The 16536-nt window shown below is 57.1% G+C and carries 8 protein-coding genes and 2 rRNA genes; 9 read left to right on the forward strand and 1 reads right to left on the reverse strand.

The window, feature by feature from the left end; translation table 11 throughout:
• The first annotated feature begins 119 nt into the window (after positions 1–119).
• Genes EL234_RS07925 through EL234_RS07935 form a run of 3 tightly spaced genes read left to right on the forward strand, consistent with a single transcriptional unit; the run spans position 120 to position 4932 of the window.
• The gene (locus EL234_RS07925; RefSeq protein ID WP_322787221.1) at positions 120–1796 is read left to right on the forward strand and encodes a class I SAM-dependent DNA methyltransferase; all 1677 of its coding nucleotides are present in this window, start codon (positions 120–122) and stop codon (positions 1794–1796) included.
• Positions 1793–3757 carry a DEAD/DEAH box helicase gene (locus EL234_RS07930; protein ID WP_126416944.1) on the forward strand — a complete coding sequence of 655 codons (1965 nt, stop codon included), beginning with the start codon at positions 1793–1795 and terminating at the stop codon, positions 3755–3757. Before EL234_RS07925 ends, EL234_RS07930 begins: the two co-directional genes overlap by 4 nt.
• Positions 3754–4932 (forward strand): GIY-YIG nuclease family protein, encoded by a 1179-nt coding sequence (locus EL234_RS07935; protein ID WP_126416945.1) that lies wholly within the window; start codon positions 3754–3756, stop codon positions 4930–4932. The genes EL234_RS07930 and EL234_RS07935 overlap by 4 nt, the downstream gene beginning before the upstream one ends.
• A 40-nt stretch (positions 4933–4972) precedes the next feature.
• On the opposite strand, the gene EL234_RS07940 is transcribed toward EL234_RS07935, so the two are convergent.
• A complete protein-coding gene (locus tag EL234_RS07940) occupies positions 4973–6232 on the reverse strand; it encodes a phospholipase D-like domain-containing protein (protein ID WP_126416946.1) in 1260 nt (419 codons plus the stop codon).
• Positions 6233–6266: 34 nt separating this feature from the next.
• Between EL234_RS07940 and gatC the strand changes: the two genes are divergently transcribed.
• From gatC to EL234_RS07970, 6 genes are all read left to right on the forward strand, one after another.
• Complete coding sequence (gene gatC, locus EL234_RS07945) at positions 6267–6569, forward strand: Asp-tRNA(Asn)/Glu-tRNA(Gln) amidotransferase subunit GatC (protein ID WP_126416947.1); 303 nt, start codon at positions 6267–6269, stop codon at positions 6567–6569.
• Entirely contained in the window at positions 6566–8074 is a 1509-nt protein-coding gene (gatA, locus tag EL234_RS07950) for an Asp-tRNA(Asn)/Glu-tRNA(Gln) amidotransferase subunit GatA (protein ID WP_126416948.1), read from the forward strand. Before gatC ends, gatA begins: the two co-directional genes overlap by 4 nt.
• The gene (gene gatB, locus EL234_RS07955) at positions 8075–9568 is read left to right on the forward strand and encodes an Asp-tRNA(Asn)/Glu-tRNA(Gln) amidotransferase subunit GatB (protein WP_126416949.1); all 1494 of its coding nucleotides are present in this window, start codon (positions 8075–8077) and stop codon (positions 9566–9568) included. It begins immediately after the preceding gene.
• A 145-nt stretch (positions 9569–9713) separates the two neighbouring features.
• Positions 9714–11102, forward strand: a complete 1389-nt coding sequence (locus EL234_RS07960) for an NAD(P)-dependent malic enzyme (RefSeq protein WP_126416950.1) — start codon at positions 9714–9716, stop codon at positions 11100–11102.
• Between the two features lie 583 nt (positions 11103–11685).
• Positions 11686–13215: ribosomal RNA gene (locus tag EL234_RS07965) — 16S ribosomal RNA — on the forward strand.
• A gap of 212 nt (positions 13216–13427) precedes the next feature.
• Positions 13428–16508, forward strand: a 23S ribosomal RNA gene (locus tag EL234_RS07970).
• Together the 16S and 23S rRNA genes form the textbook arrangement of a ribosomal RNA operon.
• Positions 16509–16536 lie beyond the last annotated feature (28 nt).

The following is a 16536-nucleotide window of genomic DNA, read 5'->3' on the forward strand; positions in this document are numbered from 1 at the left end:
GCATGCGTCCGAACTCGGATAGAGGTAAAAGCGCACGATAATGCCACTAGTGAACTGACGCTTGCTCTAGATGTAACCACAAAGCCACGACTTGCCAAGAACCTCAGGCTAGCCCTTGTATCCAATCCGTATGCTTTCCCGATCCGGCTGCTGGCAGCGGAAATTTTCTCGTGATCGCCTACAAGGAGTTGCGCAGGCTCGAACATGCGATCCTTGATCAGATCGTGAGGTTAGAGAATGAGTTTCAGGAAAACCAGCTCACGATTTTCACCGAATCACGAATCAACGTCGAGAATTTTTACGGCATCGAGATCGACGACTTCGCAGTCGAAGTAGCGATTCTGTCTCTGTGGATTGCTAAGCACCAGATGAACGTGGAGTTTCGCGAGAAGTTCGGAATCTCGATTCCCCTGATCCCGTTGCGTGAATCGGGGAACGTGGTGGCAGCCAATGCCGCACGCATCGATTGGAACGAGGTGTGCCCAAACGACGGTGAAACAGAGATTTACCTTATTAGCAATCCTCCTTACCTTGGGCATCATCTTCAAAGTCCCGAGCAGAAGGAGGAATTTGCTCTAGTTTTGGATGCGAAACATCACTCAAGAAAGCTTGATTACGTTACAATTTGGCTTTTTAAAGGTGCTCAATACATAAAGGGGTCGCGGGCGAAAGTTGCCTTTGTGACCACAAACTCGGTCGCCCAAGGTGAGCACGTAGGAATGGTGTTTCCGTATCTCTTCGAGCAAGGTGTTGAGATTGGCTATGCGTACACATCGTTTAAGTGGGATAACAATGCTAAGAAAAACGCGGGTGTCACGGTAGTAGTGATTTCGCTTAGGAACGTCAGCTCTGAACCGAAATTTCTTTACACCGATGATTTTCGCGTCTCGGTAGATAATATTTCCCCCTACTTAACTCCAGGCCCAACAGTCGTCGTTAGTGCAAGCCGCAAGATTTTGTCATCTGCCTTACCTGCAATGGCATTCGGCTCAAAGCCGACTGATGGAGGGCATCTGGTGCTCAATCCGCGCGAGTATTCCGATATTGTGGCTGAATTCCCTGAAGCAGCCGAATACGTGCGAAAGTATATGGGGGCAACAGAATTTATAAATGGAGTCGACCGCTACTGCTTGTGGATTGAAGACGACGAAATAGTGCGAGCGCAGAGAATTCCTGAAATTTCCAAGAGGTTGGATGCAGTGGCGGAGTTTCGAGCTCAAAGCAAAGCGCCCAGTACCATCAAGTTCGCGCAGTACCCAAATCAGTTCAAACAGCGTGCTTACAAACCCACGGACGCGATTATTGTTCCGCGGGTGTCATCTGAGCGACGCGACTACATTCCGATGGGATACCTGGGTCCTGAAACTGTGATTTCCGATGCCGCTTTTGCCGTCTATGACGCTGAGCCTTGGCTCTTCGCCATCCTGACCTCGCGGATGCATATGGCATGGACGCGAGCCGTGGGAGGCCAGCTTGAAACTCGGCTTCGATACTCGAACACCATCGTTTACAACAATTTCCCAGTACCCGAACTTACCGATGAGGATAAGGAAAAGCTTGACGAAGCTGCATTTCGGGTACTCGACGTGCGCGAATACCACAGCGAGAAAACCCTAGCTGAACTATACGATCCCGATTTGATGCCCGAGAATCTGCGCGATGCACACGAGCGCGTCGACGCACTCGTGGATGGGATCTACCGCAAGAAACCATTCGAAACCGACGAGGAACGCCTCGCCCTCCTCTTTGAGATGTACCAAGAGATGAGCCAAGCCGAAGGAAAGACAAAGAAATGACGAAAGTGATGAACGTCGTCGACGTCACATACGCTCAGACCGGCGAGTCCGTCAACACCAACGAACTCGGTATGCGGCAAATGCAGGCCCGCGTGTGGGAGAAACGCGATGCCGAACGTCTCCTCATCAAGGCGCCACCGGCGTCGGGTAAATCGCGCGCGCTCATGTTCGTTGGGCTCGACAAGCTCTATAACCAGGGCCGAAAGAAAGTAATCGTCGCTGTGCCCGAGCGTTCCATCGGTGCATCCTTCGCGCCCACGGATCTCACCAGCCACGGTTTCTTCGCCGATTGGGAGATTGAACCGCGCAATAACCTCTGCCTGCCGGGTAGCGACAGCGGCAAAGTGGACGCCTTCCTGCGTTTCCTTGATAGCACTGACACGACTCTCGTCTGCACGCATGCCACGCTGCGCTTTGCCTTCGAACGGCTCGCACCAGAAGATTTCGACGGAACCGTGCTGGCTATCGACGAGTTTCACCACGTCTCCGCCGATGTTGAATCGAGCAGACTCGGCGCGCTTTTGCATGACATCATGGAAGGCTCCGACGCCCACATCATCGCCATGACCGGCTCGTATTTCCGAGGCGATTCCGTACCCGTGCTGTTGCCCGAAGACGAAGCGAAATTCACGCCTGTCACGTTCAACTATTACGACCAACTCAACGGCTACGAGCACCTCAAGAGTCTCGGCATTGGCCACCACTTCTACCAAGGTCGTTACACTGACGCCATCCATGAGGTGCTCGACCTCGATAAGAAAACACTCATTCACATCCCGTCCGTCAACTCCGGTGAGTCCACGAAAGACAAGATTGAGGAAGTCGGGCTCATCCTGGACGTCATCGGCGACGTAGTGGAAGTCGAAGAAGACACCGGAATCATGCTCGTCAAGCGAGCGGATAATGGTGACATCCTCCGAGTGGCAGACCTCGTGGACGACACCGACCAAAAGAAACGCGCCGACACCCTGCACTATCTGACATCCGTGGCAGCCAAAGAACGTGACGGAGTGGATATCATCATCGCTCTTGGCATGGCCAAAGAAGGCTTCGACTGGCCATTCGCAGAACATGCTTTGACCATCGGATACCGCGCCTCGCTCACCGAAGTAATCCAGATTATCGGGCGAGTAACGCGTGACAGCGAGGGCAAGGAACATGCGCAGTTCACGAACCTTATCTCCGAACCGGACGCCACGCGTGACGACGTCACCGTGGCCGTGAACAGCATGCTCAAAGCCATCACGGCGTCGTTGCTCATGGAACAGGTGCTCGCACCAAACTTCAAGTTCAAATCAAAGACCGACAAAGATGAAGACGATGCGCCCGGTACGCTCCGCGTCGTTGGGTTCAAAGAACCAAGCTCGGAGCGCGTGAAACAGATCGTGGAAACAGATCTTAACGATCTGAAAGCCAAAATCCTTCAGGACAACACGTTTGCGCGTGCTGTGGCGGGTGCTGTCGATCCGGAGACAACAAACAAAGTTCTGATCCCGAAGATCATCCGGGAAACATACCCGGACCTCGATGACGCTCAGGTGGAAGAGGTCCGCCAGCAGGTCGTCGTCGACTCGGTGATTAAGAACGGCGAAGTGCGAGAGGTCGGGGATCAGCGATTCATCAAGATGACGGATAAATTCATCAATATCGACGAGCTCAACATCAACCTCATCGATTCTGTGAACCCCTTCCAGCGCGCCTTCGAAGTGATGTCCAAATCCGTCACTACCGGCGTGCTGCGAATCGTGCAGGACTCCATCGCGTCAACCCGCGTAGATATTTCCCTAGAAGAAGCGCTCGCTGTATATCCGAAAGTCCAAGCGTGGCACAAGATCAACGGGCGAAAGCCGGACCGGCGCTCCGATGATCCAACCGAAAAGTATTACGGCGAAGTACTCCTCGTTGTGCAGCGAGCTGTGCAAGAACGCAAGAGGCAGCAACAGGCAGGGGAGCTTGCATGAGTTCCGAAGTAGAAAAGAACATCGCGGCCCAACTCGATCAACTCATCGCCGATGACACCGATGGACTTCTAAAAGTTGATGAGAAGCCAAAGAGAATCACCAGCGACGACCGGCTGGAACGTTCTTTCCTCGAGATCGTTGAGTTCTACGAGCGCGAAAGCCGCGAACCTAGCTCAACCACGCGTGATATCGCCGAACGCAAACTCGGTGCACGGCTTTTCGGCATTCGAGCAAACCCAGAGAAGAAAGAGGCTCTCGCACATCTCGACACCGTTGGGTTACTTCGCGAACCTGAAGCGCCCGCTTCGATAGACGACATTCTCGCAGACGACTCTTTCGGCCTACTCGACGATGACACCGGTATCCTCGACACCTCCACGCTCCCGGAGCCTTCGCGAACATTCGACATCGACGAACGTGCCCAGCGTATACGCGCCGAAGACTTCGCCGAATATGAGCACCTGTTCAAGCAGAAACATCGCGAACTTAAAGACGGTGCCTCCCAGCTCATGCCCTACACGGGCATTCACCAAATCCAAGAGGGTAGATTCTTCGTCCTACAAGGCGTCATGGTCTTCATCGCTGAGGTAGGCGAAACGGAAGCCTCGATTACGGCAGGTAAGCTTCGGCGTCGTCAGCGGTTGCGTGCGATCTTCGAAAACGGCACTGAATCCGCGCTCTACCGGCAGTCGCTCGCGATTCGGTTGAAAGAAAAGGAAGGCTTCGTCGTCATCAACCCCACGATGGACTTGGAACGAATTTCGGAAGACGACGAACTGGGCGGATACGTGTACGTGCTCCGATCCCTAAGCCGAGATCCCGAGGTCTCATCGATCCCGAATCTACACAAGATCGGCTTCTCGCGAGGACCAGTAGAAGAACGCGTGAAAGATGCAGCCTCCGACCCTACGTTCCTTATGGCAGACGTTGAGATCGTGGCAACCTACCGCGTCTACAACGTGAAAGCTTCAGCAATCGAACACCTGCTACACAGGGTGTTCGCGGAGGTGCGCCTCGATATTCGCCACGCGATCAACGACGGCGCCACTTACGACCCGTCCGAATGGTTCGTCGTCCCGCTGGACGCCATCGATGATGCTGTCAGCATGATCGAATCAGGCGACATCGTCGACTACCACTACAACAGGGCAGCCGGCCGCCTCATCGAAAGCTGAAGCAGAAACGCCGTCGTACCAGCGCGAAGCCGCAGATCTCTTAGAGCAGCGGCGCCAGCGGCTTTAGAATCCTCTCGGTGATTCGTGCCAGGCGCCCGCGCTTGGCCCACTCTTCGCGTAGGAGCTCTTCGGAGTTGCTGAGATCAAGTTCGAACACTTCCTCCATGAGCTCGGCGAAGGCTTCGTTGTAGATCTCCATGTTGATCTCGAAGTTCCCGGCCATGGACAGGCGGTCGATGTTCGTGGTGCCCACCGTGGACCACACGCCGTCCACCGTCATCGTCTTCGCGTGGATCATCGCCTCCTTGTAGAGGAAGATGCGCACGCCAGCCTCAAGCAGTTCGTCGTAGTAGGGGCGGCCCACCCAGTCAGCCACAATATGGTTCGAATACTCGGGGATGAGCACCCGCACGTCCACACCACGGGCGGCGGCCGCTTTCAGCGAATGCAAAATCGCGAAGTCGGGGATGAAGTAGCCCATCGAAATCCACACGTTCCGATCCGCCCGGTCAATGGTGGATAGGTACATGGCCCGCACGGGATACGACTTGAACGCGGGAATGTTCTGCACGGCCACCACTTCGGCAGACCACTGCTTCTTCCCCCGATCCGGAATCGTCGGATGATGGCTCTTACGGTACACCGCCCACATGTCCGCAAACGCGTTCTCCAACTCCCACGTGGCAGGCCCGCTAATCCGCAGGTGGGTATCGCGCCACTGCTTGGCATACAGTTCGCCAATGTTGTAGCCGCCCACGAAGCCAACTTCCTTGTCAACCACTAGGATCTTGCGGTGGTCAAGCCCGCGATCCTTACCCTGACCAGTGAAGATCCCCGTACGAATGAGAGGGAAACGGATCACGTGCAAGTTCGGATGGTCCGGGAAGTAGCGGAAACGCGGATCCTGGTTGAGGTTGCCGAACGTGTCGATAATGATGTACACCTGCACGCCACGCTTGGCCGCTGCGATCAGGGCGTCCCGGAACTGGTAACCCACCCGGTCGGCTTTCATGATATAGATCTCAAAAAGGATCTCCTCGCGGGCCGCTTCGATCGCCTCGAGCATCGCCTCATACAAATCCTCGCCGTACGTGTACAACGTGAGCTCAGAATCAGCCACGGTCACGGTTCGCGGATCAAGTTTTGGAAAAACCGAGGTTGGCGGGTTGCGCCGTTTACGGTGTTCGTCCACGGCGAGCACGGCAGCCACAGCCGCAACCTGAGCCGCCAAAATTCCGCCCACCGTCCACTTCAGAGCACGGTGGGCCGTCTCGCGATTTGGCCGAGGTATTAGCGACATGTGCACATACTACCGAAGGCGTTACACTTTGAGCATGTCGATATTATCCAAAGACGAAGTCGCCAAGCTCGGCGACATGGCACATATAGCCCTAACAGAAGAGGAGATCGAACAGTTCGCAACAGAGCTGACGACCATCTCGCAGGCGATGGAAAAGGTTGCCGAAGTTGCAACCCCCGATATTCCACCCACATCGCACCCCATTCCGCTACACAATGTGTGGCGTGAGGACGTGGTTGCTGACGACACGGTGGACTTAGACGAGGTGTTCGCGTCGGCCCCCGCACACGAAGACGGCAAGTTCGCCGTCCCGCAGATCCTAGGGGAGGATTCATGACCGCAGAAAACATGCTGACGCTGTCCGCCGTCGAACTCGCTGCCAAGTTGCGCGCTGGCGAGATCACGGCCGTCGACCTCACCCAGGCCACACTCGACCGGATTCACGCCGAAAACGAGCGGCTTAACGCTTTCCTTTTTATCGACGACGCCGGAGCGCTCGCCGTCGCAAAACAGGTCGACGCCGACCGGGCAGCCGGCAAGGAACTGCCTCCGTTTGCGGGCGTGCCGATCGCGCTGAAAGACAACATTTGCGAGCACGGCACGCCGGTGACGTGCGGGTCGAAGATGCTCGACGGCTGGATCGCACCCTATGACGCCACGGTGGTGAAGAACATTAAGGCCGCGCGCCTGCCGATCGTGGGGCACACGAACATGGACGAGTTCGCGATGGGTTCGTCCACGGAAACTTCGGCGTTCGGCCCGTCGGTCAACCCGTGGGGCGACGGCCTCACCCCGGGCGGCTCGGGCGGTGGCTCGGCGGCCGCCGTCGCCGGCTACCTGGTGCCGTGGGCGCTGGGCTCGGACACGGGCGGCTCGATCCGCCAGCCGGGCTCGTTCACCGGCACGGTGGGTGCGAAGCCGACGTACGGCAACGTCTCTCGCTACGGCGTGGTGGCCATGGCCTCCTCACTCGACCAGGTGGGCCCCGTGGCCCGCACGGTCGCCGATGCCGCGGCGCTCCAAGAGATCATTTCCAGCCACGACCCGCTCGATTCCACCTCGCTACCCGAACCGGCAACCGGCTTGCTGGAAGCAGCCGACGACGGCGCGAAGGCGAAGGATCTCGCGGGGCTGCGCCTCGGCGTCGTCAAAGAACTCGCCGGTGAAGGATTCGAACCGGGCGTGAGCGCCGTGTTCGAAGCGACCGTCGCATCCCTGAAGGAACGCGGAGCAAAGATCGTAGAAATCTCGCTGCCCTCGTTCGAATACGCGATCGCGGCCTACTACCTCATCATGCCGGCCGAAGTGTCGTCCAACATGGCGCGTTTTGATGGCGTGCGCTACGGCAACCGGGTGGAGCCGGAAACCGGCCCAGTCACGGCTGAGACGATGATGAAGGAAACCCGCGGGAAGATGTTCGGCCCGGAAGTCAAGCGCCGGATCATTCTTGGCACGTATGCGCTCAGCTCTGGTCACTACGACCAGTTCTACGGTTCGGCACTGCGCGTGCGCACGCTCGTCCAACGCGATCTGGCCGAAGCGTTCGCGCAGGTAGACGCCGTCATCACGCCCACGGCTCCGACCACCGCGTTCAAGTTCGGATCGAAGAGCGACGACCTGATGGCGATGTACATGAACGACATGACGACGACGCCGGCCAACCTCGCCGGCATCCCGGCGATGAGCGTGCCAGCCGGCCTGTCTGACGGCCTGCCGGTGGGTGTACAAGTATTCGCGCCCGCACACGAGGACGCCCGCATGTACAAGGTAGCCGCCATGATCGAAGCAGGCACGGACACCTCGGCGCGCGAGTGCCCGATAACAGTTGGGGAGGAAGCATAAATGGACGAACTGATGGACTATTCTGACGTCGTCGAGAACTACGATCCTGTTCTCGGCCTCGAAGTGCACGTTGAACTATCGACGAAGACGAAGATGTTCGACGCCGCCCCCAACGAGTTCGGTGGCGAGCCCAACGAATACACGACGCCGGTCTCGCTCGGCCTGCCGGGCGCGCTGCCGGTGTTGAACAAGGCCGCCGTCGAATACGGCATCCGGCTCGGGCTCGCGCTCAACTGCAAGATCGCCGAATCGTGCCACTTCGCGCGCAAGAACTATTTCTATCCGGACCTGTCGAAGAACTTCCAAACCTCCCAGTCCGACGAGCCGATCGCCTACGACGGCTACCTCGACGTGGAGCTGTCCGACGGCGAAATTTTCCGCGTGCCCATCGAGCGAGCGCACCTGGAAGAAGATGCCGGGAAGAACACGCACATTGGCGGGGAGGGCCGCTTGCAGGGCGCCGACTACTCGCTGGTTGACTACAACCGTGCGGGCGTGCCGCTCGTCGAGATCGTCACCAAGCCGATTGAGGGCGCCGGGGCGCGCGCTCCCGAGGTGGCAGCCGCCTACGTACGTACGATCCGCGACATCGTTCGTGCCATCGGCGTATCCGAGGCGCGCATGGAGCGGGGTAATGTGCGAGCCGACGTCAACGTTTCCCTGCGCAAGAGCCCCGATTCCCCGTATGGCACGCGCACCGAAACAAAGAACGTCAACTCCTTCCGCGCCATCGAGCGGGCCACCGAATACGAGATGCGCCGCCAAGCCGCAGTCCTCGACGCCGGTGGCACGGTTGTGCAGGAAACGCGCCACTGGCAGGAAGCTGATTCAACGACGTCGTCGGGGCGGCCAAAGTCTGACGCGGACGACTACCGCTACTTCCCAGAACCGGACCTCGTGCCCGTCGTCGCCCCGCGCGAATGGGTGGAAGAAATCCGTGCCTCCCTGCCCGAGCTGCCGGCCGCTAAGCGCCGCAGGCTCAAGGGGGAGTGGGGCGTGTCTGACATGGAGATGCGCGACATCGTCAACGCAGATGCGCTCGACCTCATCGCTGAAACCGTGGACGCTGGGGCAAGCCCGGCCGGTGCGCGCAAGTGGTGGATGGGCGAACTGGCCCGCTACGCGAAGGACGCCAACCTCGAGCTGGCTGACGTGCCGGTGACCCCCGCACACATCGCCGAACTCGACAAGCTCATCCAGGACGGCAAGCTGACCGACAAGCTCGCCCGCCAGGTGCTGGACGGCGTGCTCGCCGGCGAAGGTAGCCCAGCCGCCGTGGTAGAAGCACGCGGGCTGGAAGTCGTGTCTGACGATTCGGCGCTGCAGGCCGCCGTCGACGACGCGCTCGCCGCCGACCCGTCCGTGCTCGAATCGATCCGCAACGGCAAAGTACAGGCCGCTGGCGCGATCGTCGGTGCAGTCATGAAGGCAACGCGCGGGCAAGCCGACGCCGCACGCGTGCGCGAACTCGTCATGGAACGAGCCGCCCAGTAGCACGCCTTTGTGGCACACGTGATGCTGATAGGAAGCCCCGCCGGGATCAACCTGGCGGGGCTTCCCAATTTTTGAAACGTGCGAGAGCAAGTAGCCCGGATATGATGGGATAGGAAGGATTAATAAAGGGAGGAATCCAACTTCAATGGCATACCCAAGTTACGCAGTCACGCTCCGGATCGAAACGCCTTACGACGCCCAGGCAATTCCGCGAGCAACCCGCGTTGTCTCCGACAACGGCGCAATGGTCACCGGGCTCGACATGGTCAAATCAGAAGAGGGCCGCCTCGTCTTCGACGTCACGTGTTTGACTGTCGACCTCAACCACGCGAAGACCTTGCGCGCGAAGCTGGAAAGTCACGACGACGTCGTCGTGCACGGCATTCACGACGCCACGGTTCAGGTTCACCTCGGCGGCAAAATTGAAGTCTCGCTCAAGCGTCCGCTGAAGACACGCCAGGATCTGTCCAAGATCTACACGCCGGGCGTGGCAGCAATTTGTGAACGGATTGTGGAAGACCCGGCAGAAGCGCGCCGACTCACGATCAAGCGCAACACGGTAGCCGTTGTGACCGACGGTACGGCAGTGCTCGGCCTGGGCGATATTGGTCCGACGGCGGCCATGCCCGTCATGGAAGGTAAAGCCGCACTGTTCAAGAATTTTGCGAACGTGGACGCCTTCCCAATCTGCCTTGACACGAAAGACACCGAGGAAATCATCTCCATCGTCAAAGCGATCGCTCCCGGCTTCGGCGGTATCAACCTGGAAGACATCGCGGCACCGCGCTGCTTCGAAATCGAACGCCGCCTCAAGGAAGACTTGGACATCCCGGTGTTCCACGACGACCAGCATGGCACCGCCGTCGTCGTACTTGCGGCCTTGATTAACGCACTCAAGGTTGTGGACAAGAAGATCGAGGACGTGAAGATCGTAGTCTCCGGCGTGGGCGCTGCGGGCAACGCGATCATTCGTCTGCTGCTCAGCCAGGGCGCAAAGGACGTGATCGGGGCCGGCCGGGCTGGCACGCTCGGATCGTTCCGCGAAGAAGCCGATCCAGACCGGAACTGGCTGGCGCAAAACACGAACCCGCGCGGGGTTGACGGCTCGCTCAAGGACGCCCTCAAGGGTGCGGACGTGTTCATCGGCGTCTCGGCCGGCAACATCCTGACCGGCGAGGACATCGCCACGATGGCCGACGACGCGATCGTGTTCGCGCTCGCAAACCCGACCCCGGAAGTCGATCCGGCCGCCGCGTCCAAGCACGCCAAGGTTGTGGCCACAGGCCGATCCGACTACCCGAATCAGATCAACAACGTGCTCGTGTTCCCCGGCCTGTTCCGCGGAATGCTCGACATTCAGGCCGAGCAGGTGACGGACGGGATGCTCGTCGTGGCAGCGAACGCAATCGCGAATGCTGTTGCCCCTGAAGAGCTGAACCCTGCCTACATCATCCCGGGCGTATTCCACCCCGGTCTATCGCAGGCCGTTGCTAAGGCCATCAGGGACGCCTTCGCAGCATCGAAGAAGAAGTAGCGTTCAATAGCGCTTATCGGGACGCGCCGCGCGGCAACGCGCGGCGCGTTTCCGCATATTACCGCCGTTTTCTTGGGGTGTGTGGAGTGTCACCGCGAAGCAATTTGACGCTCGGCGCGCGAACCTCGTAAAGTTCTAATCCGTTGCCGAGAGATCGGGAAACGCGAAAGCGAAGAACGAAACTCGAAGCACGGCTTCACTAACAATGTGAAACCGATCGCAAGACTTGACGTCAAGCGGGAGGCGAGCTAAGTTAGAGAGGTTGCTCCGGCGGGGGCAGGCAGGTAAAACCGCAGGTCATCGCCGAAGAGTGTGTTGTTTGATATCTCAATAGTGTGTCAGCTTTTTATGTTGTTTTTGGTTTGGCTGGCTGGGTGTCTGCTGGTTTGTTCTGGTGGGTGTTTGGTTGGTTGGATCGTTTTTGTCTGGTGGCTGGCTGGGTGTCTGCTCTGTTTTGGGGTGGGTGTTTGGTTGGTTGCTGGATGTTTTTTGCCAGTTTGTTTTGGTATTTTTTGGAGTCTGTTTTCAGGTTCTCTATGGATTGGATGCTTCTGCTGGTTTTTGCTGGTGGGGGTGTTTGGTTTTTGTGGAGAGTTTGATCCTGGCTCAGGACGAACGCTGGCGGCGTGCTTAACACATGCAAGTCGAACGATGATGCTTGGCGCTTGCGCTGGGTGGATTAGTGGCGAACGGGTGAGTAATACGTGAGTAACCTGCCCTCTTCTTTGGGATAAGCTTGGGAAACTGGGTCTAATACTGGATATTCTGCTCTTGCCGCATGGTGGGGGTTGGAAAGGGTTTTTCTGGTGGGGGATGGGCTCACGGCCTATCAGCTTGTTGGTGGGGTGATGGCCTACCAAGGCGTCGACGGGTAGCCGGCCTGAGAGGGTGACCGGCCACATTGGGACTGAGATACGGCCCAGACTCCTACGGGAGGCAGCAGTGGGGAATATTGCACAATGGACGGAAGTCTGATGCAGCGACGCCGCGTGGGGGATGAAGGCTTTCGGGTTGTAAACTCCTTTCAGTACAGAAGAAGCTTTTTGTGACGGTATGTGCAGAAGAAGCACCGGCTAACTACGTGCCAGCAGCCGCGGTAATACGTAGGGTGCGAGCGTTGTCCGGAATTATTGGGCGTAAAGGGCTTGTAGGCGGTTTGTTGCGCCTGCTGTGAAATTCTGGGGCTTAACTTTGGGATTGCAGTGGGTACGGGCAGACTAGAGTGTGGTAGGGGTAATTGGAATTCCTGGTGTAGCGGTGGAATGCGCAGATATCAGGAGGAACACCGATGGCGAAGGCAGGTTACTGGGCCACCACTGACGCTGAGGAGCGAAAGCGTGGGTAGCGAACAGGATTAGATACCCTGGTAGTCCATGCTGTAAACGTTGGGCACTAGGTGTGGGGCCTTTTCCATGGGTTCTGCGCCGTAGCTAACGCATTAAGTGCCCCGCCTGGGGAGTACGGCCGCAAGGCTAAAACTCAAAGGAATTGACGGGGGCCCGCACAAGCGGCGGAGCATGCGGATTAATTCGATGCAACGCGAAGAACCTTACCAAGGCTTGACATGCACTGGGATCTCTCAGAGATGGGGGAGTCTTTGGACTGGTGTACAGGTGGTGCATGGTTGTCGTCAGCTCGTGTCGTGAGATGTTGGGTTAAGTCCCGCAACGAGCGCAACCCTTGTCTTGTGTTGCCAGCAATTTTTGGTTGGGGACTCACGAGAGACTGCCGGGGTTAACTCGGAGGAAGGTGGGGATGACGTCAAATCATCATGCCCCTTATGTCTTGGGCTTCACGCATGCTACAATGGCAGGTACAGTGTGTTGCGATCCCGTGAGGGTGGGCTAATCACTTAAAGCTTGTCTCAGTTCGGATTGGGGTCTGCAACTCGACCTCATGAAGTCGGAGTCGCTAGTAATCGCAGATCAGCTACGCTGCGGTGAATACGTTCTCGGGCCTTGTACACACCGCCCGTCACGTCACGAAAGTTGGTGACACCCGAAGCCCGTGGCCTAACACGTTTGTGGGGGAGCGGTCGAAGGTGGGACTGGCGATTGGGACGAAGTCGTAACAAGGTAGCCGTACCGGAAGGTGCGGCTGGATCACCTCCTTTCTAGGGAGCCACCGTTGTGGCCCTCGACGTTGTGTTGGGGGTTTGTGTTTGTGGTGGTTTTTAGTGGGACTGCATATTGGGCTGGCATGCTGTTGGGGTGTGGGGTAACACCTGTTTCTGCCCGTGTTCGTACTGCCTGTTTGTGGTGGTGTGGGTGTGGTGTTGGTGTGGTGGTTGAGAATTGTATAGTGGATGCGAGCATCTTTTGGTTTTTGTAAGTGTTTTATGGGCGTTCGGTGGATGCCTTGGCACGTGGGGCCGATGAAGGACGTTGTAGCCTGCGATATTCCTCGGGGAGTTGGCATACGAGCTGTGATCCGAGGGTTTCCGAATGGGGGAACCTGGCCGGAGTTGTTTCTGGTTACCATCATCTGAATGTATAGGGTGGTGGGGGTGACGAGGGGAAGTGAAACATCTTAGTACCCTTAGGAAGAGATATTCTGTGAGTAGTGGCGAGCGAAAGCGGATGAGGTTAAACCGGGTGTGTGTGATAGCTGTCGGGCGTTGCGCATTCGGGGTTGTGGGAGCTGCTTGATCATACCGGCATGTGGTCGAAGAGTGATAAAACGGGTGGATAGCTGAACTGGTTGGGAAGCCAGACTGTAGAAGGTGAGAGTCCTGTAGGTGAAATCTGTTCGTCTCTTGGTGGTTGTCCCGAGTAGCATGGGGCTCGTGGAATCTCGTGTGAATCTGCCCAGACCACTGGGTAAGCCTAAATACTCTGCGTGACCGATAGTGTATGAGTACCGTGAGGGAATGGTGAAAAGTACCCCGGGAGGGGAGTGAAATAGTACCTGAAACCGGGCGCTTACAATCCGTCATAGCCTCCGTTGTGGGGGTGGTGGCGTGCCTTTTGAAGAATGAGCCTGCGAGTTATGATGTGTGGCGAGGTTAACCCGTGTGGGGTAGTCGTAGCGAAAGCGAGTCTGAATAGGGCGTTGTAGTTGCATGTTGTAGACCCGAAGCGAGGTGATCTACCCATGGGCAGGGTGAAGCGCGTGTAAGAGCGTGTGGAGGTCCGAACCCACTTCAGTTGAAAATGGAGGGGATGACCTGTGGGTAGGGGTGAAAGGCCAATCAAACTTCGTGATAGCTGGTTCTCCCCGAAATGCATTTAGGTGCAGCGTTGCGTGTGCTTGCTGGTGGTAGAGCGACTGGATGGTTGATGGCCCTTGTTCGGGTACTGAGATCAGCCAAACTCCGAATGCCGGTTTAAGTTTTGCGTGGCAGTGAGACTGCGGGGGATAAGCTTCGTAGTCGAGAGGGAAACAGCCCAGATCATCGGTTAAGGTCCCTAAGGGTGTGCTGAGTGGGAAAGGATGTGGAGTTGCTGTGACAACCAGGAGGTTGGCTTAGAAGCAGCCATCCTTGAAAGAGTGCGTAATAGCTCACTGGTCAAGTGATTTCGCGCCGATAATGTAGCGGGGCTAAGTACACCGCCGAAACCGTGGCAACATTTTTGTTGGGTAGGGGAGCGTCGTGCATGAGGTGAAGCAGGCATGTGAGTGTTTGTGGATTGTGTGCGAGTGAGAATGCAGGCATGAGTAGCGATTGACAGGTGGGAATCCTGTCCTCCGTATGACTAAGGGTTCCAGGGCCAGGTTGTTCCGCCCTGGGTTAGTCGGGTCCTAAGGCGAGGCCGACAGGCGTAGTCGATGGGTAACCAGTTGTTATTCTGGTACCGGCGTAGAACCGTCCGTGCTGAAGCAGGGGATACTAACCATCCTCGGCCATGTCGTTCACCTTTGGGTGGGTGGTGTGGTTGGGTGTGGGGCCTGATCTTGTGGTAGGCAAGCGTGTTAACAGGGGTGACGCACAGTGGTAGCTTCCGCGTGGCTTATGGCTTGCCGCGTTTAACAGCGCAGCCCGTTTTCTAGGTAAATCCGGGAAACATGTAAGGGTGAGGCTGGATGATGACACCGTTTTTTGGTGGAAGTAGGGTGATCCTGTGGTGCCTAGAAAAGCCTCGACGTGAGGTTCGAGCCGCCCGTACCCGAAACCGACACAGGTAGTTGGGTAGAGTATACTAAGGAGTTCGAGTGAATCGTGGTTAAGGAACTCGGCAAAATGCCCCCGTAACTTCGGGAGAAGGGGGGCCTGATCCTTGAAGCCCTTTTGCGGGCTAGGGGTGATGGCCGCAGAAACCAGGGAGAAGCGACTGTTTATCAAAAACATAGGTCTGTGCGAACACGTAAGTGGATGTATACGGACTGACGCCTGCCCGGTGCTGGAAGGTTAAGAGGATCGGTTAACCCCTTTTGGGGGTGAAGCTGAGAATTTAAGCCCCAGTAAACGGCGGTGGTAACTATAACCATCCTAAGGTAGCGAAATTCCTTGTCGGGTAAGTTCCGACCTGCACGAATGGCGTAACGACTTCTCCGCTGTCTCAACCGCGAACTCGGTGAAATTGCAGTACGAGTAAAGATGCTCGTTTCGCGCAGCAGGACGGAAAGACCCCGGGACCTTTACTATAGCTTGGTATTGGTGTTTGGTACGGTTTGTGTAGGATAGGTGGGAGACTGTGAAGCCCGAACGCTAGTTGGGGTGGAGTCATTGGTGAAATACCACTCTGGTCGTGCTGGATGTCTAACCTTGGACCATGATCTGGTTCAGGGACAGTGCCTGGTGGGTAGTTTAACTGGGGCGGTTGCCTCCTAAATGGTAACGGAGGCGCTCAAAGGTTCCCTCAGCCTGGTTGGTAATCAGGTGTTGAGTGTAAGTGCACAAGGGGGCTTGACTGTGAGACTGACGGGTCGAGCAGGAACGAAAGTTGGAACTAGTGATCCGGCGGTGGCTTGTGGAAGCGCCGTCGCTCAACGGATAAAAGGTACCCCGGGGATAACAGGCTGATCCTGCCCAAGAGTTCATATCGACGGCATGGTTTGGCACCTCGATGTCGGCTCGTCGCATCCTGGGGCTGGAGTAGGTCCCAAGGGTTGGGCTGTTCGCCCATTAAAGCGGTACGCGAGCTGGGTTCAGAACGTCGTGAGACAGTTCGGTCCCTATCCGCTGCGCGCGTTGGAAACGTGAGGAGGGCCGTCCCTAGTACGAGAGGACCGGGATGGACGAACCTCTGGTGTGCCAGTTGTATCGCCAGGTGCATGGCTGGTTGGCTACGTTCGGGAAGGATAACCGCTGAAAGCATCTAAGTGGGAAGCCTGCTTCAAGATAACGTTTCCGTGACACTTTTAGTGTTGTGAGGTCCCCTATAGATCATGGGGTTGATAGGCCAGGCGTGTAAGCCTAGTAATAGGCTCAGCTGACTGGTACTAATAGACCAAAAACTTACAAACAATATGCTGATTGTTGTTCGCGTCTACT

Source organism: Trueperella bialowiezensis (genome assembly GCF_900637955.1).
Taxonomy (GTDB): Bacteria; Actinomycetota; Actinomycetes; order Actinomycetales; family Actinomycetaceae; genus Trueperella; species Trueperella bialowiezensis.